At 72.2% G+C, this 25,609-nt stretch carries 28 protein-coding genes; 8 read left to right on the top strand and 20 right to left on the bottom strand.

Going from position 1 to position 25,609, the window contains the following annotated elements; genetic code table 11:
• Positions 1-90 precede the first annotated feature (90 nt).
• Both tsf and rpsB read right to left on the bottom strand, forming a co-directional pair.
• Complete coding sequence (tsf, locus tag ACIGWZ_RS31085) at positions 91-927, bottom strand: translation elongation factor Ts (protein WP_400070032.1); 837 nt, start codon at positions 925-927, stop codon at positions 91-93.
• Positions 928-1,035: 108 nt separating this feature from the next.
• Positions 1,036-1,929 carry a 30S ribosomal protein S2 gene (rpsB, locus tag ACIGWZ_RS31080; RefSeq protein ID WP_400070031.1) on the bottom strand — a complete coding sequence of 298 codons (894 nt, stop codon included), beginning with the start codon at positions 1,927-1,929 and terminating at the stop codon, positions 1,036-1,038.
• Positions 1,930-2,170: 241 nt separating this feature from the next.
• On the opposite strand from rpsB, the gene ACIGWZ_RS31075 reads away from it, so the two are divergent.
• Entirely contained in the window at positions 2,171-3,340 is a 1,170-nt protein-coding gene (locus ACIGWZ_RS31075) for a peptidoglycan DD-metalloendopeptidase family protein (RefSeq protein ID WP_400070122.1), read from the top strand.
• Positions 3,341-3,653: 313 nt separating this feature from the next.
• Here ACIGWZ_RS31075 and ACIGWZ_RS31070 read toward each other — a convergent pair whose 3' ends face one another.
• From ACIGWZ_RS31070 to ACIGWZ_RS30990, 17 genes are all read right to left on the bottom strand, one after another.
• Positions 3,654-4,193, bottom strand: coding sequence for a TetR/AcrR family transcriptional regulator (locus tag ACIGWZ_RS31070; RefSeq protein WP_400070121.1), 540 nt, complete (start codon positions 4,191-4,193; stop codon positions 3,654-3,656).
• A 106-nt stretch (positions 4,194-4,299) separates the two neighbouring features.
• Positions 4,300-5,136, bottom strand: coding sequence for an RNA polymerase sigma factor WhiG (whiG, locus tag ACIGWZ_RS31065; protein ID WP_362712685.1), 837 nt, complete (start codon positions 5,134-5,136; stop codon positions 4,300-4,302).
• Between the two features lie 362 nt (positions 5,137-5,498).
• Complete coding sequence (dprA, locus tag ACIGWZ_RS31060; RefSeq protein ID WP_400070030.1) at positions 5,499-6,740, bottom strand: DNA-processing protein DprA; 1,242 nt, start codon at positions 6,738-6,740, stop codon at positions 5,499-5,501.
• The gene (locus tag ACIGWZ_RS31055; protein WP_400070029.1) at positions 6,737-8,476 is read right to left on the bottom strand and encodes a YifB family Mg chelatase-like AAA ATPase; all 1,740 of its coding nucleotides are present in this window, start codon (positions 8,474-8,476) and stop codon (positions 6,737-6,739) included. The genes dprA and ACIGWZ_RS31055 overlap by 4 nt, the downstream gene beginning before the upstream one ends.
• Positions 8,476-8,796 (bottom strand): YraN family protein, encoded by a 321-nt coding sequence (locus ACIGWZ_RS31050; protein WP_400070120.1) that lies wholly within the window; start codon positions 8,794-8,796, stop codon positions 8,476-8,478. Before ACIGWZ_RS31050 ends, ACIGWZ_RS31055 begins: the two co-directional genes overlap by 1 nt.
• 365 nt (positions 8,797-9,161) lie before the next feature.
• Complete coding sequence (locus ACIGWZ_RS31045) at positions 9,162-9,470, bottom strand: DUF2469 domain-containing protein (RefSeq protein WP_005311352.1); 309 nt, start codon at positions 9,468-9,470, stop codon at positions 9,162-9,164.
• 38 nt (positions 9,471-9,508) lie between these two features.
• The gene (locus tag ACIGWZ_RS31040) at positions 9,509-10,027 is read right to left on the bottom strand and encodes an NUDIX hydrolase (RefSeq protein WP_400070028.1); all 519 of its coding nucleotides are present in this window, start codon (positions 10,025-10,027) and stop codon (positions 9,509-9,511) included.
• On the bottom strand, positions 10,020-10,757 hold the full coding sequence (gene lepB / locus ACIGWZ_RS31035; RefSeq protein WP_400070027.1) for a signal peptidase I: 738 nt from the start codon (positions 10,755-10,757) through the stop codon (positions 10,020-10,022). The genes ACIGWZ_RS31040 and lepB (ACIGWZ_RS31035) overlap by 8 nt, the downstream gene beginning before the upstream one ends.
• A 56-nt stretch (positions 10,758-10,813) precedes the next feature.
• Complete coding sequence (gene lepB, locus ACIGWZ_RS31030) at positions 10,814-11,806, bottom strand: signal peptidase I (protein WP_400070119.1); 993 nt, start codon at positions 11,804-11,806, stop codon at positions 10,814-10,816.
• On the bottom strand, positions 11,748-12,815 hold the full coding sequence (lepB, locus tag ACIGWZ_RS31025) for a signal peptidase I (protein WP_400070026.1): 1,068 nt from the start codon (positions 12,813-12,815) through the stop codon (positions 11,748-11,750). The genes lepB (ACIGWZ_RS31030) and lepB (ACIGWZ_RS31025) overlap by 59 nt, the downstream gene beginning before the upstream one ends.
• Positions 12,808-13,572 carry a signal peptidase I gene (gene lepB / locus ACIGWZ_RS31020; RefSeq protein WP_400070025.1) on the bottom strand — a complete coding sequence of 255 codons (765 nt, stop codon included), beginning with the start codon at positions 13,570-13,572 and terminating at the stop codon, positions 12,808-12,810. The genes lepB (ACIGWZ_RS31025) and lepB (ACIGWZ_RS31020) overlap by 8 nt, the downstream gene beginning before the upstream one ends.
• Before the next feature lie 96 nt (positions 13,573-13,668).
• The gene (gene rplS / locus ACIGWZ_RS31015; protein WP_018087148.1) at positions 13,669-14,016 is read right to left on the bottom strand and encodes a 50S ribosomal protein L19; all 348 of its coding nucleotides are present in this window, start codon (positions 14,014-14,016) and stop codon (positions 13,669-13,671) included.
• A 133-nt stretch (positions 14,017-14,149) separates the two neighbouring features.
• Positions 14,150-14,959, bottom strand: a complete 810-nt coding sequence (gene trmD / locus ACIGWZ_RS31010) for a tRNA (guanosine(37)-N1)-methyltransferase TrmD (RefSeq protein WP_400070024.1) — start codon at positions 14,957-14,959, stop codon at positions 14,150-14,152.
• Positions 14,959-15,516, bottom strand: a complete 558-nt coding sequence (gene rimM, locus ACIGWZ_RS31005) for a ribosome maturation factor RimM (RefSeq protein WP_400070023.1) — start codon at positions 15,514-15,516, stop codon at positions 14,959-14,961. The genes trmD and rimM overlap by 1 nt, the downstream gene beginning before the upstream one ends.
• Positions 15,517-15,676: 160 nt before the next feature.
• Positions 15,677-15,916, bottom strand: a complete 240-nt coding sequence (locus ACIGWZ_RS31000; protein WP_030071708.1) for an RNA-binding protein — start codon at positions 15,914-15,916, stop codon at positions 15,677-15,679.
• Positions 15,917-15,918: 2 nt separating this feature from the next.
• Positions 15,919-16,359 carry a 30S ribosomal protein S16 gene (rpsP, locus tag ACIGWZ_RS30995; RefSeq protein WP_400070022.1) on the bottom strand — a complete coding sequence of 147 codons (441 nt, stop codon included), beginning with the start codon at positions 16,357-16,359 and terminating at the stop codon, positions 15,919-15,921.
• A gap of 156 nt (positions 16,360-16,515) precedes the next feature.
• Complete coding sequence (locus ACIGWZ_RS30990; protein ID WP_400070021.1) at positions 16,516-17,106, bottom strand: hypothetical protein; 591 nt, start codon at positions 17,104-17,106, stop codon at positions 16,516-16,518.
• Between the two features lie 518 nt (positions 17,107-17,624).
• Between ACIGWZ_RS30990 and ACIGWZ_RS30985 the strand changes: the two genes are divergently transcribed.
• The 7 genes from ACIGWZ_RS30985 to ACIGWZ_RS30955 are packed head-to-tail and all read left to right on the top strand — an operon-like array spanning position 17,625 to position 23,960.
• A complete protein-coding gene (locus ACIGWZ_RS30985; RefSeq protein ID WP_400070020.1) occupies positions 17,625-18,497 on the top strand; it encodes a methyltransferase domain-containing protein in 873 nt (290 codons plus the stop codon).
• 27 nt (positions 18,498-18,524) lie between these two features.
• Positions 18,525-18,908: a transcriptional antiterminator gene (locus ACIGWZ_RS30980; RefSeq protein WP_400070019.1), complete on the top strand. Its 384-nt coding sequence runs from the start codon at positions 18,525-18,527 to the stop codon at positions 18,906-18,908.
• Complete coding sequence (locus ACIGWZ_RS30975) at positions 18,905-19,264, top strand: DUF2620 domain-containing protein (protein WP_400070018.1); 360 nt, start codon at positions 18,905-18,907, stop codon at positions 19,262-19,264. Before ACIGWZ_RS30980 ends, ACIGWZ_RS30975 begins: the two co-directional genes overlap by 4 nt.
• 3 nt (positions 19,265-19,267) lie before the next feature.
• Positions 19,268-20,662, top strand: a complete 1,395-nt coding sequence (locus ACIGWZ_RS30970) for a YhfT family protein (protein WP_400070017.1) — start codon at positions 19,268-19,270, stop codon at positions 20,660-20,662.
• Positions 20,659-21,660 carry a phosphotriesterase gene (locus ACIGWZ_RS30965; protein ID WP_400070016.1) on the top strand — a complete coding sequence of 334 codons (1,002 nt, stop codon included), beginning with the start codon at positions 20,659-20,661 and terminating at the stop codon, positions 21,658-21,660. The genes ACIGWZ_RS30970 and ACIGWZ_RS30965 overlap by 4 nt, the downstream gene beginning before the upstream one ends.
• Positions 21,657-22,787, top strand: a complete 1,131-nt coding sequence (locus ACIGWZ_RS30960) for an aminotransferase class V-fold PLP-dependent enzyme (protein WP_400070015.1) — start codon at positions 21,657-21,659, stop codon at positions 22,785-22,787. Before ACIGWZ_RS30965 ends, ACIGWZ_RS30960 begins: the two co-directional genes overlap by 4 nt.
• Before the next feature lie 6 nt (positions 22,788-22,793).
• On the top strand, positions 22,794-23,960 hold the full coding sequence (locus ACIGWZ_RS30955; protein WP_400070014.1) for an alanine racemase: 1,167 nt from the start codon (positions 22,794-22,796) through the stop codon (positions 23,958-23,960).
• Between the two features lie 53 nt (positions 23,961-24,013).
• Here ACIGWZ_RS30955 and ffh read toward each other — a convergent pair whose 3' ends face one another.
• A complete protein-coding gene (gene ffh / locus ACIGWZ_RS30950; protein WP_400070013.1) occupies positions 24,014-25,564 on the bottom strand; it encodes a signal recognition particle protein in 1,551 nt (516 codons plus the stop codon).
• Between the last annotated feature and the right edge of the window lie 45 nt (positions 25,565-25,609).

Here is a 25,609-nt window from a genome sequence, read left to right as displayed (position 1 = left end):
CTCCTCGTCACATCTGCGGCCGACCGTTGAGCGGCCGACTGCGTACGACCCTAGCGGGGTCGCAGGTCATTCGCTGCCTTCGCGGCAGGCTCAGATGCCGACCTTGATGCGCGAGAAGCGCTTCAGGGTGACACCGGCCTCCTGGAGGACCTTCTCGACGGACTTCTTGTTGTCGAGCGCGTACGGCTGACCGAGCAGCGTCGCGTCCTTGAAGAAGCCGTTGATGCGACCCTCGACGATCTTCGGCAGGGCGGCCTCGGGCTTGCCCTCGGCGCGCGTGGTCTCCTCGGCGACGCGGCGCTCGGCCTCGACGACCTCGGCCGGGACGTCGTCCTTGGAGAGGTACTTCGGGGCGAAGGCAGCGATGTGCTGCGCGATACCCTTGGCGACCTCGGCGTTCTCCTTGTCGAGCTCGACAAGGACACCGATCTGCGGGGGCAGGTCGGGCATGGTGCGGTGCATGTACGCCGACACGTAGCCGTCGGAGAACTGCGCGAAGCGGTCCAGGACGATCTTCTCGCCCAGGGTGGCGTTGGCCTCGTCGACGAACGCCTGGACGGTCTTGCCGGCCTCGATCTCGGAGGTGAGCAGGGCCTCGATGTCGGCCGGAGAGGTCTTCGCGACGTGCGCGGCGATCTCGTTGGCGACGGCCTGGAACTTGTCACCCTTGGCGACGAAGTCCGTCTCGCACTTCAGCTCGACGATGACACCGGAGGCGTTGTCGCCGGCGATCACCGAGACCACGGCGCCGTTCTCGGCGGAGCGGCCCTCGCGCTTGGCGACGCCCTTCTGGCCCTTGATGCGCAGCGCCTCGACGGCCTTGTCGACGTTGCCCTCGGCCTCGTCCAGCGCCTTCTTGCAGTCCATCATGCCGGCGCCGGTGAGCTCGCGGAGCTTCTTGACGTCAGCGGCGGTGTAGTTCGCCATGGTCTGTGAATCTCTTCTCGAAATCTCGAAGTCGAAAGATCTACGGGTGGACGGCGGGGGCGGCGCTTGTGGCGCCGGCCCCCGCCGTCATCAACCGGATGCTGCGGGTCAGGCCTGCTCGGCGTCCGTGGCCGGCTGCTCGGCCTCGGCGGCCGGAGCCTCGGCCGCGGGGGCCTCGGCCGCGGGGGCCTCGGCGGGCTTCTCGGCCTCATCGGCCTTCTTCTCGCCCTCGAGCAGGTCGCGCTCCCACTCGGCCAGCGGCTCGGCGGCCGGAGCCTTCTCGCCGGGCTTCTGGTCGCCGGTCGCGGCACCGGAGCGGGCGATGAGGCCCTCGGCGACGGCGTCGGCGATCACGCGGGTGAGCAGGGTGACGGAGCGGATCGCGTCGTCGTTGCCCGGGATCTTGTAGTCGACCTCGTCCGGGTCGCAGTTGGTGTCGAGGATCGCGACGACCGGGATGTTGAGCTTGCGCGCCTCACCGACGGCGATGTGCTCCTTCTTGGTGTCCACGATCCAGACGGCGCTGGGCACCTTCTGCATCTCGCGGATACCGCCGAGGGTCTTCTCCAGCTTGGCCTTCTCGCGGGAGAGGACGAGGAGCTCCTTCTTGGTGAGGCCGGAGGCGGCCACATCCTCGAAGTCGATCTGCTCGAGCTCCTTCAGGCGCTGCAGGCGCTTGTAGACGGTCGAGAAGTTGGTCAGCATGCCGCCGAGCCAGCGCTGGTTCACGTAGGGCATGCCCACGCGGGTCGCCTGCTCGGCAATGGCCTCCTGGGCCTGCTTCTTGGTGCCGACGAACATCACCGAGCCGCCGTGGGCGACGGTCTCCTTGACGAACTCGTAGGCGCGGTCGATGTACGACAGCGACTGGAGCAGGTCGATGATGTAGATGCCGTTGCGCTCGGTGAAGATGAAACGCTTCATCTTCGGGTTCCAGCGCCGGGTCTGGTGCCCGAAGTGGACGCCGCTCTCCAGCAGCTCCCGCATCGTGACGACGGCCATGGCCGTACTCCTTGTGTTTCTCGGTTCCACCGTGACCGGTCGGCCGCGGTGCCTGACGCCCCTGACGCGCCTGCCGAGGAAGAACCTTGCGGAACCTTCCGAGGACCGAGGAGCGCGGCCAACGTGCTGCCCGATAGGGACTGCTGCACTGCTGGCGGGGCGTGCGAAGTCGATCCGGTGACCCGGATCGCCACAAGAAGTGTACGGGACGGCCGATGTACTGGGCGACACGCACCTTTTCATGCCCCGTGCGAGTGACGACGTTGTCCACAATCGGCCGGTTGTCCACAGATTCCGACCAAGATCCCCACGCGGTGGCGGACTGCGTCACGGTCGGGACATGAAACGACATTGCAGCTCGGGCACGAGCTTCCGCGGGTCGGCCGGACCGTCGGCACGCCGTCTGGGCCGTCTGCGCCGTCTGGGCCGAATGCCGCGCGCGCCGCGCGTGCGCCGCGCGCGGAACGGGCCGGCGGGAGAGGGGCGGAACTGCCTGTTCCCCGTGCGTGTGGTGACCGGAATCCTGTCCATCGCCACGGCTGCGGCCCTTTCCGTGACGACGCCGGCGGCGGGGTACACGGTGCAGAGCCTCGATGCGGCGAGGGCCGCGACCACGCCCACGACGGTCGCGGCGGCGGAGGCGGCGGGGGGCGACGACACGGGGCGGACGGGGGCGGCGAAGCCGAGATCCCGTCGGGGGCGGGCTTCGGCTTCGGTCCGGCCGACCGCCTCCGCTCCGGCGGAGCATGCATGGCCGGTGGAGGGCGCGGCGGGCATGCGGCCTGCCGTGTTGCGGGGCTGGGAGCCGCCCCCCACGCCATGGGCCGCGGGGCACCGCGGAGTGGACCTGGCAGCCGCGGCCGGTACGACGGTGCGCGCGGCGGCTCCCGGCCGGGTGGCCTTCGCCGGCTCCGTCGCCGAACGTGGCGTTCTCACCATCGAGCTGTCGCGCTCGGGCCGTCCCCCGTTACGCACCACCTACGAACCGGTCCGCGCCACCGTGCGGGAAGGAGAACACGTCCTCGCGGGCGAACCCGTCGCCGTGCTGCAACAGGGCCCGTTCCACTGCCGCGGGCCATGCCTCCACTGGGGTCTGCGCCGCGGGAAGACGTACCTGGACCCGCTCACACTCTTGCCCCCGCCCATGCTCCGCGGCGGACCGTCGCGCCTGCTGCCGGTGATCGGTGTCCCCCTGCCACCGGACTGTACGGACCCCGGGCGCTCTGGCCGCCCGACCGCTCACGAGACAGCCGCCACGGTCAACGGAACCGCACTCGCGGGAGCGGTCGCCCTGGCCGCCGCCGCGATCTGGGCGCTGGGGCGCCTCTCACCGGGCCGGTGGCTCGGACGTGCGAGAGGTATCCGGGGGCGCTGGTCCCGCGAGGCCGCGGGGCTACCGGAGAGCGATTGAGCCTGGGGAGACGAGGCGAGCGCGCGAGACGCGGACGCGGAGGTACGGGGCCAGAGCCCGTGGCCTGGGAGCTGCCGGGGCGCAGATCCGCGGGGCGCGGGGCGTGCGGGCTTGCGGGTGCGGGCCCGTGCCGGCTTGCGACCGCGGGCTGCGGCCGTGCGGAATCGCGGGGGCGCGCTGTGGGCCGAACGGGTTGCGGGCTGCGGGCCATACGCGCCGCGGGTACGGGCTGTGGGCCATACGGGCCGCGGGTGAGAACTGCGAGGCCGACGAGCGTTTGTGGGGGTGGGGCGGGGGGGGGAGGGCCCCCGGGTCAGCCGCGTACTCCGCGCAGGACCATCCCCACCGCCGCCTCCGTGATCTCGTCCGGGTTCTCGGCCGCGCCGAGTTCGATGCGGCGGACCGCGGCATCGACGACGCCCTGCAGGAGCATGGCGGCGAGTCGGGGCTGATCGTGGCCGAGCGCGGCCAAAGCCTCGACGATCATGGCGATGAGTCCGCCGTGCGCCGCACGGATCTTCTCGCGCGCGCCGGCGTCCAGTTCGCCGGCCGAGATGGCGACGACGGCACGGTGCCGACGGTCGCCCACCAGGGCCAGCTGCCGGCGCACATACGCCTCGATCTTCTCCTCGGGCGTGCCGACGCGTTCCATCGCCGCCTCGACCTCAGCGGCCCAGACCGGGAAGTCGACGGCGCACAGCTCTTCGACGACGGCCGCGCGGGAGCGGAAGTACTCGTATACGGAGGAGCGCGCGAGTCCCGTGCGCTCGGCGAGGGCGGGGAAGGTCAGCGCTTCCGTCCCGCCTTCGGACAGCAGGGTGCGGGCGGCGTCCAGGAGGGCGCCGCGCTGCATCGTCCGGTGCTCGGCCACAGAGGCCGCTCGAATCCTTGGCACATCCCCACTCTACGGATGGCTCGCCCGCCGCGGCACTCCGCCCGCCGCCCCGGTGCCGCGGGTTTCAGCGTCCGACGTCGGCGAGCTTCGCCCGGAGCTGCAGTACGGACTTGGTGTGGATCTGGCTGACCCGGCTCTCGGTGACGCCGAGGACATTGCCGATCTCGGCGAGCGTCAGGCCCTCGTAGTAGTAGAGGGTGACCACGGTTTTCTCGCGGTCGGGAAGGGTGTTGATGGCGCGCGCGAGCAGTCGCCGCAGTTCTCGGTCCTCGGCGATTTCGACGGGGTTCTCGGCGGCGGTGTCCTCAAGCGTGTCCATGAGGCTGAGGCGTTCGCCGCCCTCGCCGCCGACGTGCAGCAGCTCCTCCAGCGCCACCACGTTGGCCAGGGACAGCTGGCTGAACACCCCGTGGAGCTCCTCCAGCGCGATGCCCATCTCGTCGGCGACCTCCGCCTCGGACGGGGTGCGGCGCAACTGCGCTTCGAGGGTTGCGTACGCCCGCTCCACGGCTCGGGCCTTCTGCCGTACGGACCGTGGGATCCAGTCCAGCGCGCGCAGCTCGTCGATCATGGCGCCCCGGATGCGGGTGATCGCGTAGGTCTCGAACTTGATCGAGCGTTCCGGCTCGAACTTCTCGATGGCGTCGATCAGGCCGAAGACTCCGGAGGAGACGAAATCGGCCTGTTCGACGTTGGGCGGCAGTCCGACGCTGACGCGGCCGGCGACGTACTTGACCAGCGGGGAGTAGTGCAGGATCAGCTGCTCCCGCAACCGCCCGTCGCCCGACGCCTTGTAGGAGCGCCACAGCTCATCGAGCGAGGAGGGCGCGGCGGGGCGCACGCTGCCACGCGCGGCGGGTGGTACAGCCGCGCGGTCAGACCCGGAGGTGTGCTGGGGCATTCGTCGCCTTGAGCCGTTCTGCCGAGACGCTGGATGGGTGGACGGTTGAGGGGTGAAGTGCCTGTGAGCGTAGCGTGACCGGAGGGTTGCGGTGCGCGAGGAAGGGAGGATCGGGCGTGCGCAGATACGTTCCGCTGCCCGCACCTCAGGGTTACCTCGTGCGGCGTAGCGGCACCGCGGCTCGGCACCGGGCTCGGTCCCCCGAGGCGCCGGGCGGCTGGGCGCCGGGACGCGGCGGGCGGGATCCCGTGCGTCCGTTGCGCCGCAGCACCGCCTCCCGGTAGGTCGGCACCGCGCGCCGAAGCAAGGCAAACCTGGATTCTGCGGTCATTCCCCTCACCCTTTCACCCGTTCGCGCCAGGTCAAGTACCGCCTCGCCGGGATCCTTCGGCGGTCTCGGCGCGTCGTGCCAACTCCCAGCGACCACCGCACCTTTGAACGAATCCGAGCGACTGCAGCTCGACGAGCTTGCTCCGGGCGATGTCGCGGGGCGTGCCCGATTCCCTGGCCAGGTGGGCGGCGTCCGCCCCTCCACGGGCGGGCAGGGCCTCCAGTACGCGGGCCGCGGTGGGGTCCAGGAGGTCGCGGGCGAGGGTCGGGCCGTGCCGGTGGGGGCCGAGGTCGCCGATGCTGCCGACGAGTTCGATGACCTCGTCGGCGTCGGTGACCAGCACCGCCTCGCCGCGGAGGAGTTGGTGCACGCCTGCGGACAGGCCGCTGGTGACGGGCCCCGGCATGCCCATGGTGAACCGTCCCAGGGCCGCCGCTCGCCGGGCGGTGACCAGAGAGCCGCTGCGGAGCTCCGCCTCCACGACGACGGTCCCGCGGGTGAGCGCGGCGATGACGCGGTTGCGCTGGATGAAGCGGCTGCGGGTGGGGTGGGCCCCGGGTGGTAATTCGGCGGCCAGCAAGCCCTGTTCGCCGATCCGGCCCAGCAGTTCGGTGTGTCCGCGCGGATAGGCGTAGTCGACGCCGGAGGCCAGTACGGCCAGGGTCGCGCCGTCCGCGGCCAGCGCGCCTCGGTGGGCGGCGCCATCGACGCCGTACGCGGCTCCGGAGACGACCGCCCAGCCGCGTTCGGCCAGTCCGGCGCCGAGGGTGGCGGCGAGGTGGGCGCCGTATTCGGTGCAGGCTCGCGCGCCGACGACGGCGACCGAGCGCAGCGCCCAGAACCGGAGGTTCGCCGGGCCGCGTACCCACAGGCCGATGGGGCGGGCGTCGCCGAGGTCGTCGAGCTGGCCGGGCCATTCCTGGTCGCCCGGGATGATGAAGCGGCCGCCGAGGGCGGCGACGGCGGCCAGGTCGGCGGCGGGATCGGCACGCGCCGCGCGCAGCGTCAGGCCCGCGATCTTGTCGGGGGTCGCCCCTTGAGGCGGGTCGGTGTCTCCGCACAGCGCGCTCCACAGGGCCTCCGGGCCCAGTTGGCGCAGCCAGCGGCCGGCGGTCTCGTCGCCCGGCTCGAGGATGCGGGTGAGCGCCGCGCGCGCCGTGCGCCGGGGCTCGTAGGTGTCGATGTGCGCCGCCGGCGGGTCGGCAGCTCCGTTGCCCGGTGTCGTGTCGGCTGCTCCGCGGGTGGCGAAGCCCCATGCGTCCGTACCGTTCATGATGTCTCCCGCTGGCCCGCAGTCCGCGTGGTCGCGCCGCCCGGGTGACGGTCCGAAAGTGGCGGCCGCCGTGGGCCGGGCGGGTGCGTGCCGCGGGACCGCGCTCTTTCGGACGTCGCCGAGGTGGGCGCCGTCATCGGCACCGCACTGCCGCGCCGTACGCCCGTGCGGAGTTCCAGAGCCCAGTCGACGTCCTCCTTCGTGGGGCGGTCATGGCCGGAGAGGTCGGCGGCCGTCCAGGCGACGCGCAGGACGCGGTCCAGGCCGCGGGCCGTCAGAAGGCCGCATTCCAGGTCGCGTTCGGCCTGGGCCAGGGCTCCGGGGTCCACCTGCCAACGGGTTCTCAGCTCGTGGCCCGGTACCTCGCTGTTGGTGCTCCAGGGTGTGCCGGCGAAGCGGGCGGCCGCGCGTTCGCGGGCGGACCGTACGCGTTCGGCGACCGCGGCGGTGGATTCGGCGCCGCGGCCGAGTGCGACCAGCTCGGAGCGGGCGACCGGTTCCACCGCGATCCGCAGGTCCACGCGGTCCATCAGGGGTCCGGACAGCCGCGCTCGGTATCGGCGGATCGAGGAGGGGCGGCATTCGCAGCCGCCTCCGGTGGTGCCATGCCTGCCGCAGGGGCACGGGTTCGCCGCCAGGGCCAGGAGGAATCGGGCGGGCATCCGCATCATTCCGGCGGCCCGGGCGACGATGACATGGCCCGATTCCAGTGGCTGACGCAGGGCGTCCAGGACGCGGGCGTCGCACTCGGCCGCCTCGTCCACGAACAACACTCCGTGATGGGCGAGGGATACGGCTCCGGGGCGCGGCAGCCCCGTGCCCCCGCCGACGAGGGATGCCATGGTCGCGGAGTGGTGCGGGGCGCAGTAGGGCGGCCGGTCGACGAGCGGTTGTCCCGGTGGGAGGGTGCCGGCCACCGAGTGGACGGCGGTGACCTCCAGGGATTCCTTGGGCGACAGGGGCGGCAGCAGGCCGGGGAGGCGTTCGGCGAGCATGGTCTTGCCCGCTCCGGGCGGTCCTTTGAAGAAGATGTGGTGGCGGCCTGCCGCAGCCACTTCCAGGGCGCGTCGGGCGTTGTGCTGGCCCGCGACATCCGCCAGGTCGAGGGCGCGGTCCGCGGGCGGCAGGCCGGCACAGACGCCCGTGCCGGGGACGACCAGGCCGGACAGGAGTGGATCGGGCCGTCCTTCGGCGGGAGTGTCCTCCTGCTCGTCGGGCACCGGTTCGTCGGTGAGGACGGCGATGAGCTGGCGCAGGCTGCGGACGCCGAGGACCGAGATGCCGGGGACGAGCGAGGCTTCGGCGACGGTGCGTTCGGGCACGACCACCTGGCGGTATCCGGCGTCGGCCGCGGCCAGTACGGCGGGCAGTACGCCGCGTACGGGACGGACCCGGCCGTCCAGGCCCAGTTCGCCGATCATCATCAGGCCGGTCAGTTCGCGGGGGTCGAGGCGTTCGGCGGCGCCGAGGACCGCGCAGGCCACGGCAAGGTCGAAGCCGCTGCCGCTCTTGGGGACGGATGCCGGGCTGAGGCCCACGGTGAGTTTCTTCTGGGGCCACTCGGCACCGGAATTGACGACTGCGGCGCGCACGCGGTCCTTGGACTCGACCAGGCTCTTGTCGGGCAGTCCGACCAGGGTGAAGGCGGCGACGCCGGGTTCCAGGTCGGCCTGGACCTCGACGGCCACGCCTTCGACGCCGACCAGGGCGACGGAGCAGGTGCGGGCGAATCCCATCACGCCACCCCTCGTACGTGTTCGACGACGGGGGCGCCGCGGGCCGGGAGCAGCACGCCGATGACGTCGATGCGTACGCCGCCGGGTGGCGGGCCGCCGTGCCGCTCCAGCCAGCGTTCGGCCAGCCGCCGCAGCCGCTCGGTCTTCGCGGCGCGTACGGCCGCCATGGGGTGCTCGTACGCGGTCGCGCGGCGGGTCTTGACCTCGCAGACGACCAGGGCGTCGCCGTCGGCCGCCACGATGTCGATCTCGCCGTCCCGGCATCGCCAGTTACGGTCCAGGATCCGCATCCCGGCTTCGATGAGCCGTCGGGCGGCCAGGTCCTCGCCGTAGCGTCCGAGCGCGCGCCGGGAGCCCGACGCGGTGGGCGGGGAGGGCGGGGACCCCGTAGCCGGAGGGGAGTAAGCGCCGGCAGTGGTCGCGGCCGTCCGGCGGCGTCGTTCCGCCCCGCTTCCCGGCCCCCGGCGTCCCGCGCGCCCGGAGCTCCTCCCGGCCCCCGCGGCCCCCGCCGTCCTCGCGGTCCGTCGTGTGTTCCCGGCCCCCCGGCCGGCCTGCGTGGCGTTCATTCGGCACCACCTCCGGCACCGACTGTGACGCGTCCGCACAGATGTATTGGATCTTGGTGGACAACGGGTCAGTTGTGGATAACTCCGTCACCCGCAGGGGGCACCGGCCGGCCCCGACCTCAGCTGCCGGGAAGCTCGAGATCGCTCTTGTTGAGCTCCTCGATGTTCACGTCCTTGAATGTGAGGACGCGCACCTGCTTGACGAAGCGGGCCGGGCGGTACATGTCCCAGACCCAGGCGTCGGCCATCGAGACCTCGAAGAAAACCTCGCCCTGAACCGAGTGCACCTGCATCTCGTAGTCGTTGGTGAGGTAGAAACGACGCTCGGTCTCGATCACATATTTGAACAGCCCGACGACGTCGCGGTACTCCCGGTAGAGCTTCAGCTCCATCTCGGTCTCGTACTTCTCGAGGTCCTCGGCGCTCATGGCAGATCCCCTTCAGCCGTGCGTTCCCCTATTGTGCGTCAGACCCTCTCGGTCTCCAGGATCACCGGCGCACTCGGGGGCCCTTCGTCGAGCAGCGTGCGCAGCAGCTCGGCGAGTCTGGTCGGATACACCGTCTCATGCGACGCAGACAGTTCCTCCGCAGTCCACCACCTCAGCCCCGAGACGCTGCGTCGCTCCAGCTCCGTCTGCCCTCCCATGTCGGTGGCAGTCCGGTCCGTACGTCCCAGGTAATACCACTCCTCCTGGTCCCAGCGCCGCCCGTCGAACGGAAAGGAGCAGCGGCGTTTCCACAGGACGGGGCCGAGGACGGCGTCGGCGATGCCGGTCTCCTCGGCGAGCTCGCGGTGGGCGGCCTCTTCGTGGGTCTCGGTGCCTTCCAGGCCGCCTCCGGGGGTGAACCACCAGGTGTCGGAGGAGTCGTCCGGTTCGAAGCCGTGCAGCAGCAGGATCCGGTCGTCGGGGTCGAGCAGCACGATGCGGGAGACCTGGCGGGTCCGGGCCGTGCCGTCGGATCCGCTGGCCGAGGGCTCAGCCATGGGTGCGGGCCTTGCGGGACCCGCGCCGGGCCAGGGGGCCGTAGGCGGCGCCGCCGAGGATGAGGACCGCGCCGGCGAGGACGGTGAGGGCGAGGGGCTGGACGGGGCCGGGCTGTGAGACGCCGCCGGGGAGTGCGGAGAAGCTGCCGGGGCGCCGCATCACACCGATGCTGCTCAGCGGCCAGGCGCGGGCGTCGACGCGGGCCTGGACGGCGCTGCGCGGTACGGAGCCCTGGTCGCCGTCGCTGAGGTGGACGCGGGAGTCGAGGGAGTCGCTGCGGTGGTCACCGAGGAGAAAGAGCTGGCCGTTGGGGACCGTGGCCTTGAAGCCGATGGGCGAGGCGGGTCCGTCGCCCTGCAGATACGGTTCCTCGACGGGCTTGCCGTTGACGGTGAGCCTGCCCTGCTTGCTGCAGCAGGCGATCCTGTCGCCGCCGACGCCGACGACGCGCTTGACCATCGGCAGATCGCCCCAGGCCTTGTCCTTGAAGACGACGATGTCGCCGCGGCGTATCTCGGTCCCGTCCACCTTCTCGGCCAGGACCCTGGCCCCGACGGCGATCGTCGGCGACATCGAATCGGTCGGCACCGTATAGGGGCGGTAGATCAGCGCCGCCCATACGAAGCCGCCCAGGAACAGCGCACAGCCGACGACCACGGCCAGACCCGACAGCACACTGCCCGTGGTCCGGCCGCGGCCGTCGGTCCTGCGTTCCGTACTGCTGCTCATCCCAGCGCTCCCACCCTGCGGGCGGGCGCCCGCGTTCGAAGATCTGGGACGGCACCCTACCTGGGGTAACGCGCCTTGGTCAGCACCTGGGGGTGCTCCCTCGTCAGCCTCCGGCGGCGCCAGATCACCAGCGGTACGGCACCGGCGAGACCCAGCGTGGCCGGGGCCGCCGCCATGGCCTTGTTGATCCCGGGCTGGTCGAAGGTGTCGGGCACCGGCAGCGTGGCCCAGCGGTTGATGGGCCAGGCGATGGTGAAGGCGCGGCCGACGACCTCGTCGACCGAGACCGTGCCGTTGCCCTTGAGGTTCTGGTGGTAGCGGGAGTCGAGGGAGTCGTCGCGGTGGTCGCCCATGACCCAGATGCGGTCCTTGGGGACCTTGATCGGGCCGAAGGGGCGGTCGCCGCAGGGGGTGGCGCCGGGGAAGACGTACGAGTCCTCCTTGAGCGCCTTGCCGTTGACCTTCACCGGCCCGGTGCCATGGCACTCGACGGTGTCGCCGCCGACCGCGATGACCCGCTTGATCAGGTCCTTCTCCTCGGCGGACGGCATCAGGCCGATGAAGCTGAGGACCTTCTGGACGGGGTTGGGCTCGGGGGTGGGCGCTTCGTTGAGCCAGCCGCCCGGGTCGTGGAAGACGACGACCTCACCGCGCTGCGGCGTCGACCCGAACCACGGTGTCAGCTTGTCGACCAGCACCCGGTCCCCGCGCTGCAGGGTGTCCTGCATGGAGTCGGAGGGGATGGAGAAGGCCTGTACCAGGAAGGTCTTGATCAGCAGCGCGAGGAGCAGGGCGATGCCGATGAGGATCGGCAGCTCCTTCCAGAAGGCCCGTGGCTTCTTGGCCCTCGTCACCCTGTCGCCCTCCTTCTCGTCCGCCGGGCCGGTCGGTCCCGACGGGCCGACCCGGTCCGGGGAGCCGGACCGACCGGCCGCTGCCGGCCGCTGTGACTGTGGCCGATGCACGGAACTCGTCGCCTGGTGCGGGGGTTCACTCCGTCCCGCCGGCTCTTCGGGCTCTTCGGTTCCGGACCGCGCGCCGACCGCCAAGTCCCCCACATCTGCTCCTCACTCCGCGCATTCGCCCGCCCGTCAACCGGTGCAGGCCCACCACTCCCATAACGAGCGGGAGTTCCGCAGGGGTCGGGAGTACGGCCAAACTCTCGGGGGACAGCCTATGCGGCGGGTCCGCGGCCGCGGCCTTCGCGCCCGGCGCGTCGTGCACCGAGGTGAACGTGCCGGACTGTTCCAGGCGCTGCCAGTGGTTGAACGGCCAGGCGATCCACTCGGCCTGGCCCACGACGTTCTCCTCCGAGACCGTGCCACGGTACGGCTCGTCGAGGTGGAAGCGCGAATCCGCGGAGTCGGAGCGGTGGTCGCCCATCACGAAGATCCGTCCGGTGGGGACGGTCACGGTGAATTTCAGCTGGGAGGGCGGGTTGCCCCGGTGCACGTACTTTTCGGTCAGCGGAGTGCCGTTGACCGTGATGCGGCCCTGCTTGTCGCAGCATTTCACGGTGTCGCCACCGACCCCGATCACCCGCTTGATCAGGTCTTTTTCGTCGGCGGAGGGCAGCAGTCCGATGAACGTCATGAAGTCCTTGAACTGCTTGACGCCCACCGGGGGATCGTCGCCGATGCGGCTCTTCTCGTCCGGGGGCAGCCAGCCTCCCGGGTCCTTGAAGACGACGACGTCGCCGCGTTCGGGCTTGGCGCCGAACCAGGGGGTGAGCTTGTCGACGAGCACCCGGTCGCCGATCTTGATCGTGTTCTCCATGGAGCCCGACGGGATCACGAACGCCTGGACCAGGAAGGTCTTCAGGACGAGGGCGATGGCCAGCGCCACGCCGATGAGGATGGGGATTTCCTTGAGGTAGGAACGCTGCCGACGGCGTTTGATGCGCTTGGCCTGGCGGCGCCGCTCGGCCCGTCCGCCGGTCCGGGGAGCGCTTCCGCCAGGGTCGCCGCCGGCGGCTGCGCGCTCGTCGGGGCCGGCCGCGGAGCCGTCCGCTCCGGTGGACTTCTGGTGCCCGTGGCGGGGCTTGCCGCGGTTACCCACGGGGGCCTGCCGAGGTGGGTATGCCGCCGAAGGAGCGCGGGGTGTCGAGGGTGGTCCAGCGGCCCACGGGCCAGCTGATCCAGTCGGCCCGGCCGATCACCTTGTCGACGGGTACGGTGCCGCCGCCGGCCTCACCGAGGTGGTCGCGGGAGTCGCTGGACCTGGCACGGTGGTCCCCCATCACCCACAGCTTCCCCTCGGGCACCACGATGTCGAAGTCCACCGAGGACGGCGCGTCCCCCTGGTAGAGATAGCCCTCACTGACGGGCTTGCCGTTCACTTTGATCCGCCCCCGTTTGTCACAGCAGGTCACGTGGTCACCGCCGACCCCGATCACCCGCTTGACGTAGTCGGTGTCCGCGGGCCGGGCCAGGCCCAGCGCCGCGCCGGCTCCGCGCAGCAGCGCCGTGCCGGGATTCTCCCCCGACTTGCTGTGAACGAAAGACCCCGTGCCGTCGAATACCACGACATCGCCCCGTTCCGGCTCGCTGCCGAAACGGTACGCCAGCTTGTTGACCAGCACCCGGTCCCCGATCCGCAGGGTGTTCTCCATGGAGGAGCTGGGGATCAGGAACGGCTGCACGACGAATGTGCTGAGGAGGAAGAGGAACGCCAGGCAGCAGGCGAAGAGAGTGATCGGCCGGTAGCGAAGGCCGGCCAGGAAGGCGGGAAAACGCGCGGAGCGCGACCGCCGCTCCGGCCCCTGATCGGGGGTGGGAGAGGGGTCGCGCTCCGAGAGCTGTGCGTCGGTGTCCATCGGGCCCTGAGCCTATCCGGCCGGGTCCGGACGCCGTACGTGAGCTTGGCTTTGCGTTGCTCCGGCGCAAAAAATCGCGGTCCGGTGCGGCGACGCTCAGTTGTCGCGCTTCTCCTTGATCTTCGCGGCCTTGCCGCGGAGCTCACGGAGGAAGTACAGCTTGGCGCGACGGACGTCACCGCGGGTCACGACCTCGATCTTCTCGACGATCGGGGTGTGCACCGGGAAGGTGCGCTCGACGCCGACGGAGAAGCTGACCTTGCGGACCGTGAAGGTCTCGCGGACGCCGGCGCCCTGACGGCGGATGACTACGCCCTTGAACTGCTGCACACGGGAGCGGTTGCCCTCGATGACGCGGACGTGGACGTTGACGGTGTCACCCGGGCGGAAGGCCGGGATGTCGCTGCGCTTCGACGCGGCGTCGACGGAGTCGAGAAGGTGCATGACCTACTGCTTTCTTCGCTGATGCCACAGGTCATCAGCGGGATATCGGAAAGGATGTTCTGGTTGCCGTTCCGTCGGACGGGCGTCGTTCCCCCTGTGGCAGGGGCGCGCGCCGGACGCACACAGCAGCGGCCTATTCTTCCACGGCCCCACTCGTGCGCCCAAATCGGCCGTCCGATCCCGGTGCCCAGCCCAGCGCGGCGAGGATTTCGCGGTCCTTCTTGTCGAAGGCGGCGGGGTCGGTGCGCTCGATCAGGTCGGGCCGGTTCAGGTCGGTGCGGCGGAAGGCCTCGTCGCGGCGCCAGCGGGCGATCTTGCCGTGGTGCCCGCTGACGAGGACGTCGGGAATCGTGCGGCCGCGCCACTCGGGGGGCTTGGTGTAGACGGGGCCCTCCAGGAGGTCGGCCATCGCGCCGGGGGCGAAGGAGTCGTCCTGGTGGGAGGCGGCGTTGCCGAGGACGCCGGGCAGCAGCCGGGCGATGGCCTCGACCATGACGAGCACCGGGGCCTCCCCGCCGGCCAGAACGTAGTCGCCGATGGAGACCTCGCGGACGTCCAGGCGGTCGCCGTACTCCTCGATGACGCGGCGGTCGATGCCCTCGTAGCGGGCGGGGGTGAACACCAGCCAGGGCGCTTCGGCGAGTTCGACGGCGAGCTGCTGGGTGAAGGGGGCGCCGCTCGGGGTGGGGACGACCATGATGGGCTGCCCGTCGCCGGAGGCGAGGACGTCGTCCAGCGCCTCGCCCCAGGGCTCGGGCTTCATGACCATGCCGGGGCCGCCGCCGTAGGGGGTGTCGTCGACGGTGTTGTGCTTGTCGTGCGCCCATTCCCGCAGGTCGTGGATGCGTACGTCGAGCTGGCCGCGGGCGCGGGCCTTGCCGACGAGGGAGACGTTCAGCGGCTCGAGGTACTCGGGGAAGATCGTGACGACGTCGAGCCGCATCAGCTGTCCTCGGCGGTGGTGGCGCGGCCGGTGGCGATCTCCGCCTGGCTGTCGTCGAGGAGGCCGGGCGGCGGGTCGATGACCGCGCGCTGCTCCTCCAGGTCGATCTCCGGGACAATCTCGGTGACGAACGGGATCATGACCTCGCTGCCGTCGGGCTTCCGGACGATCAGCAGGTCCTGGTAGGGCAGGTGGGAGACCTCGGCGATCCGGCCGACGGCGGTGCCGTCGCGGGTGACCACATCGAGGTCGATCAGCTGGTGGTCGTAGAACTCCTCGGGGTCCTCGGGGACCTCCTCGGGATCGACCTCGGCGATCAGCAGGGTGTTGCGCAGCGCCTCGGCGGCCGTACGGTCGCCGACGCCCTCGAAGCGCAGCAGCAGGCGGCCGCTGTGCACCCGGCCGGTGGCGATGGTCAGCGGCCCGGTGGAGGACGGGTCGGTGGCGAGGACGGCGCCGGGGGCGAGCCGCAGTTCCGGCTCGTCGGTGCGCACCTCTACGGTGACCTCGCCCTTGATGCCGTGGGCGCGACCGATTCGGGCGACTACCAGTTGCACTGCTGCTCCTTGCGGCTCAACCGCCGCCGCTCTCGCGGAGGTGGCCATTCGCCGTCGTGGTTCCTCAATTGATGGTTGCGGCCGAAGGAGACCGCCTCAAACGGGCTCGGGCCGGGGACGGCCCTGAGGCCCTCCCCGGCCCGAGCCGGTGTTCAACTTGTCAGCGGACGTCGTCCACGTCGACCAGGTCGACGCGGATACCCCGGCCGCCGATGGCGCCCACGACGGTCCGCAGGGCGCGGGCGGTACGGCCGTTGCGGCCGATCACCTTGCCGAGGTCGTCGGGGTGGACCCGGACCTCGAGAACGCGCCCGCGGCGCAGGGTGCGCGAGGCTACCTGCACGTCATCGGGGTTGTCGACGATGCCCTTGACGAGGTGCTCGAGGGCTTCCTCGAGCATGCTCAGGCCTCGGTCGACTCGGAGGTGGACTCGGCAGCAGCCTCGTCCGCCTTCTTGTCGGCCTTCTTCGCCTTCGGGGTGATGGCCTCACCCTTCGGCTCGTCGCCGGAAGCCTTGGCGGCGGCCTCGAAGAGGGCGCGCTTGTCGGCCTTGGGCTCGGCGACGAGCATCGGCGCCGGGGCCGGCAGGCCCTTGAACTTCTGCCAGTCGCCGGTGACCTTGAGGATGGCCAGAACGGGCTCGGTCGGCTGGGCGCCGACGCTCAGCCAGTACTGGGCACGCTCGGAGTCGACCTCGATGCGCGAGGGGTTCTGCACCGGGTGGTACAGGCCGATCTCCTCGATGGCCCGGCCGTCACGGCGGGTACGGGAGTCGGCGATGACGATGCGGTAGTGAGGCGAACGGATCTTGCCCAGACGCTTCAGCTTGATCTTGACTGCCACGGGAGTGGTGTCTCCTGGTCTTGACGTGGTTGGGCACAACGGGATGCCACGTGGGGTTGCGGTACTCGGGGTGCCCGATGGACGCGTCAGCCGGAGGAGAGAGGGGTCCTGTGCGACTGTCGAGTACAGCTGGCCATTGTGCCACACGCGCTGCGGTCAGCCGACCGCGGCCACCTCGGGGATACGGAAGGGCTTGCCGCAGCCGCCGCAGACGATCGGGGCCTGGGCCAGCACCGACGGCACGACGCGGACGTTGCGCCCGCAGTCGCAGACGGCCTTGACGCGGACGCCGCCCCCGGAGGAGCCGTGCCGGGCGGCCGGGCCGCGGAAGCTGCGGGCGGTGTCGGTGGCGGTGGCGACGGTGTGCGCCTTGAGGGCTCTGGCGAGGCGCTCGATGGTGGGGCGGTAGCGCCGTCTGGCTTCGGGATTGAGCGTGACCAGGGAGAAGCCGCTGCTGGGATGCGGTTCGTCGACGTGGTCCAGGCCCAGCTCCTCGGCGATCGCCAGGAACCGGCGGTTGTGGTAGCGGCCTGCGCGGGAGGTGTCGCGGACGCCGCGGGCGGCGGCGATGCCGTGGACTGCCTCATGGAGCAGCCGTTCGAAGGAGAGCTCGGCGCCACAGGCGGACGACGACTCTCCGATCAGGGACTCGGGCGCGGCCAGGTCCGGCAGCTCGGGGTGGTGCCGTTGAATATCGGCCCACGCCAGTGCCAGCTCGGCGGCGAGAACAGGCGGTGTCGTGCTCACGTCGTGACAACGAGCCGGGGTCGCCCAGTGTTCCGATTCCGGGGCATCCCAAATAATTTGCACGTACCAGTCAGTTTCTGGTCATGGGCCGTGCCGCGGGCGGGGTGCACCGATGTCGGCCGGTATCCGCCGATCCGCGCCGAAGGCGGTCGGTTGCCCACAAGCCGGGGCGTACCCCCGCGTACGCCGCACGGCGTAATCCGCGCGCCCACCAGGGCGGCGGTCCCGGCCGCGATGTTACGGCCCACCGTAGGGGCGTGGGAGGCCGACCGCCCGACGGACGGCGCGGCAGCCGGGGCCTCCGGCGTGGCGGACCGGCGCGGGCCGGGGCAGGCTGGAACGGCGCTCAGGGCCGCGGGCCCGGCGCATACGGGGGCGCGCGGGAGACAACCCCGGCGCACCCCCTGGACGCCCGGACGGATGCGCAGTTGTCTGGATTGCGGGGGGCGCACAACGCTCGGACACGGGGGCGATCGGCACTGAACAGCTTCGGTTCTCGGCGAATAGGGGCGCTTTCGATGTCACCCACGCTCGTGCGGCACCAGCTTCCGGCCTCCGCTTCCCTGCCAGGTGGAGGCCTGCCCGGTGAAGGCCTGCCCGATCCGGCCGGCCCGCGGGCGCGGGCCCGCGACTGGGCCGAGATCCAGGAGCGGATGCTGGTGCCGCTGTACGAAGCCGCGTACGACCGGCTGAGGATCGGCGCCGGCACCCGGCTGCTGGGGCTCGGCTGCGGTTCGGGGCTGGCGCTGTTGCTGGCGGCGGCGCGGGGCGCGCAGGTCAGCGGGGTGGACGCGGACGAGGCCCGGCTGGAGCTGGCGCGCGAGCGGCTGTCGCCGGACGGCGGGCCGCAGGCCGCGGCCGTGGTCGGCGGCGGGCCGCCGGCGGCGGTGGCCGGGGAGGCGCCGTTCAATGTGATCACCGCGTTCCATCCGTCGGGCTGTGTGAACCCTGCCGAGGAGCCGACGGCGTCGCTGAGTGCGGCGGCCGCGCTGGCGGAGCGCGGCAGCGCGGTGGTGCTGGGCGGCTGGGGTCCGGTGGAGCGGTGTGCCACCGCGGGGGTGCTGCGGGTGGCGCGGCGGCTGGCCGATCCCCTGCGTACCGGCGGCGGTGGCTGGCGGCCCAGCGGGCGGGACGATCTGGAGGAGCTGGCGGAGCGGGCGGGGCTGCGGCCCGACGGGTCGGGGCGGGTGTCCTGCCCGTTCGGCTACGCGGATGCGGCGAGCGCGGTGCGCGGGCTGCTGTCGACGGGGGTGTTCGACGCGGCGCTGGAGGTGACCGACCGGCGGCAGGTGGAGAAGGAGCTCGGCGAGGCGCTGCATCCGCATCAGCGGCCGGACGGGACGGTCTGGATGCCGAACGTGTTCCGGTATCTGATCGCGCGGACGCGGTAGGCGGACGGGAAGAGGGGACGGCCGTCCATGGAGGCCCGGCTCGCCCGCCGTATCCGGCTGTTCTGCGACAGCGGTCAGGTGCGCCCGGAGGTCGCCGCGTTCGTGGCGGCCGAGCTGGTGGCGCTGTCGGGCGAGGGACGGCAGGTCACGGAGGACAGCGCGGGGATGCTGACCAGTCATCTGCTGATGGCGCTGACCCGCCTGCTGGACGGGGCGCCCGCCGCGGAGTGCGGTGCGGCGGTGGCGGCGGAGCTGGCGGACCATCCCGAGGCGCTCGCGAGCGCCCGTGCCGTGGCCGTACGGGCGGGCCGTGAACTGGGCGCCCGGCTGCCCGATTCGGAGATCCATTTCCTGGCCCTGCACCTGGCCGTACTGCACGCGGGCCCCTCGCTGCGAAGGGATGCATCATGACGAAGATCCTCACCGGTGGTGTCGGCAAGTCCGAGGTGGCGAGCGCGGTGACGGAGCTGCGGCTGCCGGGCGTCGAGGTCGTCGTCAGCAACGACATGGATGCGGCGATGCAGCTGCGGGCCGGGCAGGCGGACTACTTCCTGGGCAGCTGTCACACCGGGGCGGGCGCCTCGCTGGGGGTGCTGGTCGGGCTGATGGGCGCCGCCGCCTGCCACACCTTCGGCCGGACGGTGCCCACCGCGGAGCAGATCGAGGCGCTGCTGGGCGAGGGCAGGACGGTCTTCGGGTTCGCCCTCGACCGGATCGAGACGGTCGCGCCGGCGCTCGCGCGGGCCATCGCGGTCCGTACGGCGTGACCGGTGGGTCCCGGTTCCGCCGCGCCGGCCGCCGCACAGGTGCATGCGCTGGGCTTCTCCCTGGTGCAGCAGCTGACCGTCATCGGGGTGTGCGCGCTGACCGCGTACGTCGCGCATCTGGCGCTGGCGGTCTTCAACGACGGGGTACGGCCCTTCATGCTGGACTTCGTGCACGGGCGGACCACGCGCGGCGCGACGGCGGCGGTCTCCTTCGGGCTTTCGGCGGGGTTCATCTTCGGGCTGGGGGCGCCGATGGCGCTGTCGTCCGGGGTGCTCAACCCGTGGTTGATGTTTCTGCCGACCGACATCCTCGGCATCCTGGCGCCCCGGAAGTGGCTGGCGCCGCTGCTGGGCGGTGCCTGGGGCGCGCTGATCGTCTTCGGTCTCCGGGGCGCCGATGCGGCGGTGCACGGGCTGCCGGTCGACTTTCTGACGGCCATGCAGCAGATGGCCACGCCGATCCTGTTCCTGTTCACGCTGTTCCCGGTGCTGGCGATCACCAAGCAGTTCGGCAGGGCGCGGGGCGCGGTGGCGGGCGCGGTGGAGCTGGGCCTCGTGGTGCTGACGATGAAGCTGTGGCCGCAGGTGTTCGCCGGGGCGCCGGCGATGGCGGCCGGGGTGCTGCTGCTGATCGGCTTCGCGGTGGCCAGGGACGTACGGCAGCGGCGTACGGAGCCCGGCAGCGACGCGTGGGCCCCGAAGGCTCCGGAGGCCCCGCAGACCCCGGAGTCGGTGCGGGCCCCGGAGGCCCCCGACCCCATGGCGTCCCTGTTCAGCGCGAGCGCCGCCCGGCTGCGCCGCCATCTGCCGCTGTTCATGGCGCTGGGCGCCGGCGTGTGCGTCCTGGCCCAGATGCACATCTTCGGCGGCGGCGAGGCGACGAGCTTCCTGATCGCCAGAGGGAAGTACCCGGAGGCCGCCCAGGTCGACCTCTACCGGGTCCTCGGTTTCCTGCCGCTGATCGCCACCACGGCGCTCGCCTCCGGCGCGTACGGCATCGCGGGCTTCACCCTCGTCTATCCGATCGGCTATCTGCTGCCGAGCCCGTGGCTGGCGGTGCTCTGCGGCGCGCTGGTCTTCGCCGCAGAGGTGCTGGCGCTCAGCGGCATCGGACGGCTGCTGGGCCGGCTGCCGTCGCTGCGCGACTCCTCCGAGCGGCTGCGCGGCGCCATCGGCGACACCCTTCACCTGGCCATTCTTTTCGGCTCGTTGATGGCGGCCCAGGCGATGGGCGGCGGGCTGGGCATCCTGATCGTCGGCGGGCTGTATCTGGTCAACGAGGCGATGGGGCGGATCGTGGTGCGGATGGCCGCGGGCCCCGCCGCCGTCATCGTCGCCGGGATCGCCCTCAACGTCCTGTACGGGCTGGGCCTGTTCACCCCGGCCGCCGTCTCATGACCGGGGCCGCCGCCGTCCCGGTGGCCGCCGGGCGGGGCGCCGGGAGCGGCCTGCTGTGCACCGTTGCCGGCCCGCTGCCCGCCTCCGCGGTGCGCGGCCCGGTGCTCGCCCATGAGCATCTGGCCCTCGATCTCTCCCGGGGCACCGGCCCGGGGGCCGTCCTGGGGGCGCGTCACCGCTGTGCGATCGCCGCGGAACTGGCCGCGGTGCGCCGGGAGTTCGGGCTTGCTCTGGTGATCGAGCTGACCTGCCGGGGGATGGGCCGGGACCTGGCCGGGCTGGCCCGGATCGCCGCGGCGTCGGGCGTCGCGGTCGTCGCGGCCACCGGCTGGTACTACGAGCCGTTCCATCCGCCCGGCCTGGACCGCGCCCACCCCGAGCGGCTCGCCGAGACGCTGATCGAGGAGATCAGGGACGGCCGCGGCGGCATCCGCCCCGGGGTGATCGGCGAGGTCGGCAGCCACGGGGACGTGCCGAGCGGGCCGGAGGCGCGGGTGCTGACCGCCGCGGCGCTGGCCGCCCGCGCCACGGGTCTGCCGGTGGCCACCCACGCCCGGCTGGGCCGCGGCGGCCGCGCCCAGCTGGAGCTGCTGACCGCGGCCGGACTGCCGCCCGACCGCATCGCCCTCGGCCATCAGGACCTGCTCGACGATCCGGCCGTCCACCGGGAGCTGGCGGCGGCGGGCGCCTATGTCGGCTTCGACACCGTCGGCAAGGAGGACTATCAGAGCGACGCCGTACGGCTGCGGCTGCTGCTGGCGCTCCTGGAGGCCGGGCACGCGGACCGGGTGCTGCTCAGCTGCGATGTCTCCCGGCACCGCTATCTGGCCGGCGAGGGCGGCACCGGGTACGGGCATCTCTTCCGGTCCTTCGTGCCCCGGCTGCGGGCCGCCGGGGCGGACGCCGAGCTGATCGACGGGCTGACGCGGCGCAACCCGCTGCGGTTCCTGACGGGCCGCGACCTCCCGTACGGCACGACGGGCGGCGATCCGTCATGACCGTCCGCCTGCCCCGCACCTCCCCCTTGCCGACCGTCACCGTGGCCGACGCCACCGCCCGGCAGTTCCGCCTCCTGGAGTGCACCGCCCGCCACTTCGACGGTCACCAGCTCTTCGAGGCGGACGCCGGGGTGGTACCGGGTCCGGGCCGGCCCCGTACCACCGCCCGTGTCGAGGCGGTGCTCGCCGACTTCTTCGGGGCGCCGGCGGCGGCCCTGGTGCAGGGCGCGGGCACCGGCGCCATCCGGGCCGCGCTCGCCGCGGTGCTCGAGCCCGGCGACCCGCTGCTGATCCACCGGGCGCCGGTCTACCGCACCACCGCCGTCACCCTGCGCGGCCTGGGCGTACGGACCGTGGAGGCGGACTTCAACGACCCGCGGGCGCTGACGGAGGCGCTGGCGCCGGGGCGGCCGCGCTGGGCGTACGTCCAGCACACCCGGCAGCGGCTCGCGGACTCCTACGACGTGGGCGCGGTGCTGGCGGCGTGCCGGGCCGCGGGGGTGCGCACCGTCGTGGACGACAACTACGCGGCGCTGCGGGTCCCGGCGTGCGGGACCGAACTGGGCGCCGACGCCTCCTGCTTCTCGCTGTTCAAGCTGCACGGCCCGGAGGGCGTGGGCGTGGTGGTCGGCGCGGCGGACCTGGTGGCGCGGGTGCACGAGGACAACTACTCGGGGGGTGGCCAGGTGCAGGGGCATCAGGCGCTGGACGCGCTGCGGGCGCTGACCCATGTGCCGGTGATGTGGGCGGTGCAGTCGGCGGTGGGTGCCGAGGCCGCCGAGCGGCTGGCGGCCGGCGCGGTGCCGGGCGTCGCGGAGACGGCGCTGGCCAATGCGCAGGACCGCTGTCTGCTCGTCCGCCTGGACCGGCCGCTGGCCCGCGCCCTCCCGGCGGCCGCCGCCCGGCACGGCGCCGCTGCCTTCCCCGTCGGCGCCAACTCCCGCTACGAGATCGCCCCGCTCTTCTACCGCCTGTCCGGGTCCGCGCTGGCCGACGCCCCGGAGCTGGCCGAGTGGACCGTGCGGATCAACCCGATGCGGGCGGGCGCGGACCTGGTCCTGGACATCCTCGGGCGGGCCCTGGCCGACCTGGGCGACGCCACGGGCCCCCGCCGCCGCGAGGGCTGACCCGCCGTGTTCCTCGACACCGTCCTCGCCCGCAACCCGGACCTGGTCGCGTGCGCGACCGCGCTGCACGAGAGCGGCGCCGTGCCGCCCGGCACCTATGTGATGGACCTGGACGCCGTGGCGGCCAATGCCGCGCTGCTGGCCGCGGAGGCCGGCCGCCTGGGCCTGACCCTCTGGTTCGTGATCAAGCAACTCGGCCGCAACCCCGAGCTGATCGCGGCCGTCGCCCGGCACATTCCGCGCTTCGCCGCGATCGACCCGTCCGAGGCGCGGTTGCTGCACGCGGCGGGCGCGCGGCCCGGGAACCTCGGCCATCTGGTGCAGATCCCCCGCCGGGCGCTGCCCGAGATGCTCGCCTGGCGGCCGGCGGCGGTCACCGTCTACGACCTGGCCAACGCCCGCGCCGTCTCCGAAGCGGCCGGCCGGCTCGGCCTCGTCCAGGACGTCCTGGTCCGTGTCGAGGGCGCGCCGGGCGCGGTCCATCCGGGCCAGGAAGGCGGGGTGCCGCTCGCCGAGCTGACAGCCTTCGCCGCGGCGGCCGAACGGCTGCCGGGGATACGGATCGCGGGCGTGACGGCCTTCCCGTGCCTGGCGTGCGACCCGGAAACCGGCCTCCCCTCCCCCACTCCGAACCTGGAACTGGCGTGCCGGGCAAGGGAGTTGCTCGCCGAACGCACCGGCGCCCGGCTGATCCTGAGCGCCCCCGGCGTCACGTCGACGGCGACCCTGCCGCTGCTCGCCCGCCTCGGCGCCACCCACGGCGAGCCCGGCCACGCGCTGAGCGGCACCACTCCCCTGCACGCCGTCGATCCCGGGCAGCCGGAGCGGCCCGCCTATGTCTACGTCACCGAGGTCGCGCACACCCTCGCCGACGGCAGCCCGGCCCTGTTCGGCGGCGGCTTCTACCCCCGGGGCGCCGTCCGGACCGCGCTGATTCCCCGTACGGGTGCCCGCCTCGCCGTGCGGGACGCGCCCGCCGCGTACATCGACTACTACCGGCTGCTGGAGCCGGGCGACGCGCGGGTCGGCGATACCGCCGTGCTCGCCTTCCGCACCCAGATGTTCGTCACCCGCAGCACGGTCGCGGTGGTCCGCGGCCTGTCGGCCGGCGCGCCGGTGCTGACCGGCTGTTTCGACCCGTGGGGGCGTCCCCTGGACGTACGGCATGCGTGAGCCCCCGGCCGCGGGAGGGCGGCCGGGGGCTCGGGGAACGCGTACTGCGGGGCTCAGCCCATGAACTTCTTGAACTCCTCCGGGAGTTCGAAGTTCCCCGGCTGCTGGTCGCCCTGCGGCAGGCCGAGCGGGTTGCCGGACTGGCCGGCCTCGCGGCGCGCGGCCGCGGCCTCCTCGTCGGCCTTCCGCTTCATCGGGTTGCCGCTCTTGCGCTTGCCCTTGGCCTGCTTGACCTGCTTCTTCTTCCGGGCGCCGCCGCCCCCCATGCCGGGCATCCCCGGCATTCCGGGCATGCCGCCGCCCTGGGCCATCTTCGACATCATCTTGCGGGCGTCGAAGAACCGCTCGACGAGGTTCTTGACCATGCTGACGTCGACGCCGGAGCCCTTGGCGATACGGGCGCGGCGCGAGCCGTTGATGATCGTCGGGTCCTGGCGCTCGCCCGGCGTCATCGACTTGATGACGGCGGCGGTGCGGTCCACCTCGCGCTCGTCGAGGTTGTTGATCTGCTCCTTCATCTGGCCCATGCCGGGCAGCATGCCGAGCAGCTTGGAGATGGAGCCCATCTTGCGGACCTGCTCCATCTGGGCCAGGAAGTCGTCGAGGGTGAACTCCTTGGGGCCCTTCGCCAGTTTGGCCGCCATCTTCTCGGCCTCGGCCTGGCTGAAGGTCTGCTCGGCCTTCTCGATCAGGCTGAGCATGTCGCCCATGCCGAGGATGCGGGACGCCATGCGGTCCGGGTGGAACGCGTCGAATTCGTCCAGCTTCTCGCCGTTGGAGGCGAACATGATCTGCTTGCCGGTGACGTGCGCGATGGAGAGCGCGGCACCGCCGCGGGCGTCGCCGTCGAGCTTGGAGAGGACGACGCCGTCGAAGCCGACGCCGTCGCGGAAGGCCTCGGCGGTGTTGACCGCGTCCTGACCGATCATGGCGTCGACGACGAAGAGGACCTCGTCGGGGGCGACCGCGTCCCGGATGTCCGCGGCCTGCTGCATCATCTCCTGGTCGATGCCCAGGCGGCCGGCGGTGTCGACGATGACGACGTCGTACTGCTTGGTCCGGGCGTGCTCGATGGAGTCCTTGGCGACCTGGACCGGGTCGCCGACGCCGTTGCCCGGCTGGGGGCCGTAGAAGGCGACGCCGGCGCGCTCGGAGACGACCTGGAGCTGGTTGACGGCGTTGGGGCGCTGGAGGTCGCAGGCGACCAGCAGCGGGCTGTGGCCCTGGCCCTTGAGCCAGCGGCCGAGCTTGCCGGCGAGGGTGGTCTTACCGGCACCCTGGAGACCGGCCAGCATGATCACGGTGGGCGGCTGCTTGGCGAACCGCAGCCGGCGGGTCTCGCCGCCGAGGATGCCGATGAGCTCCTCGTTGACGATCTTGATGACCTGCTGGGCGGGGTTCAGCGCCTGCGAGACCTCGCTGCCGGCCGCGCGCTCCTTGACCTGCTTGATGAAAGCGCGGACGACCGGGAGGGCGACGTCGGCCTCGAGCAGGGCGATACGGATCTCGCGCGCGGTGGCGTCGATGTCCGCCTCGCTCAGGCGGCCCTTGCCCCGGAGGTTTTTGAAAGTACTCGCCAAGCGGTCGGAAAGCGTATCGAACACGGCGGTCGTCGATCCTCGGGGTCGGGGGCGGGGTGCAGTCGGCTT

Source organism: Streptomyces sp. NPDC053427, assembly GCF_044544985.1.
GTDB lineage: Bacteria > Actinomycetota > Actinomycetes > Streptomycetales > Streptomycetaceae > Streptomyces.
Note: the sequence above shows the minus strand (reverse complement) of the source record. Positions and strands in the feature narration are given on the sequence as shown.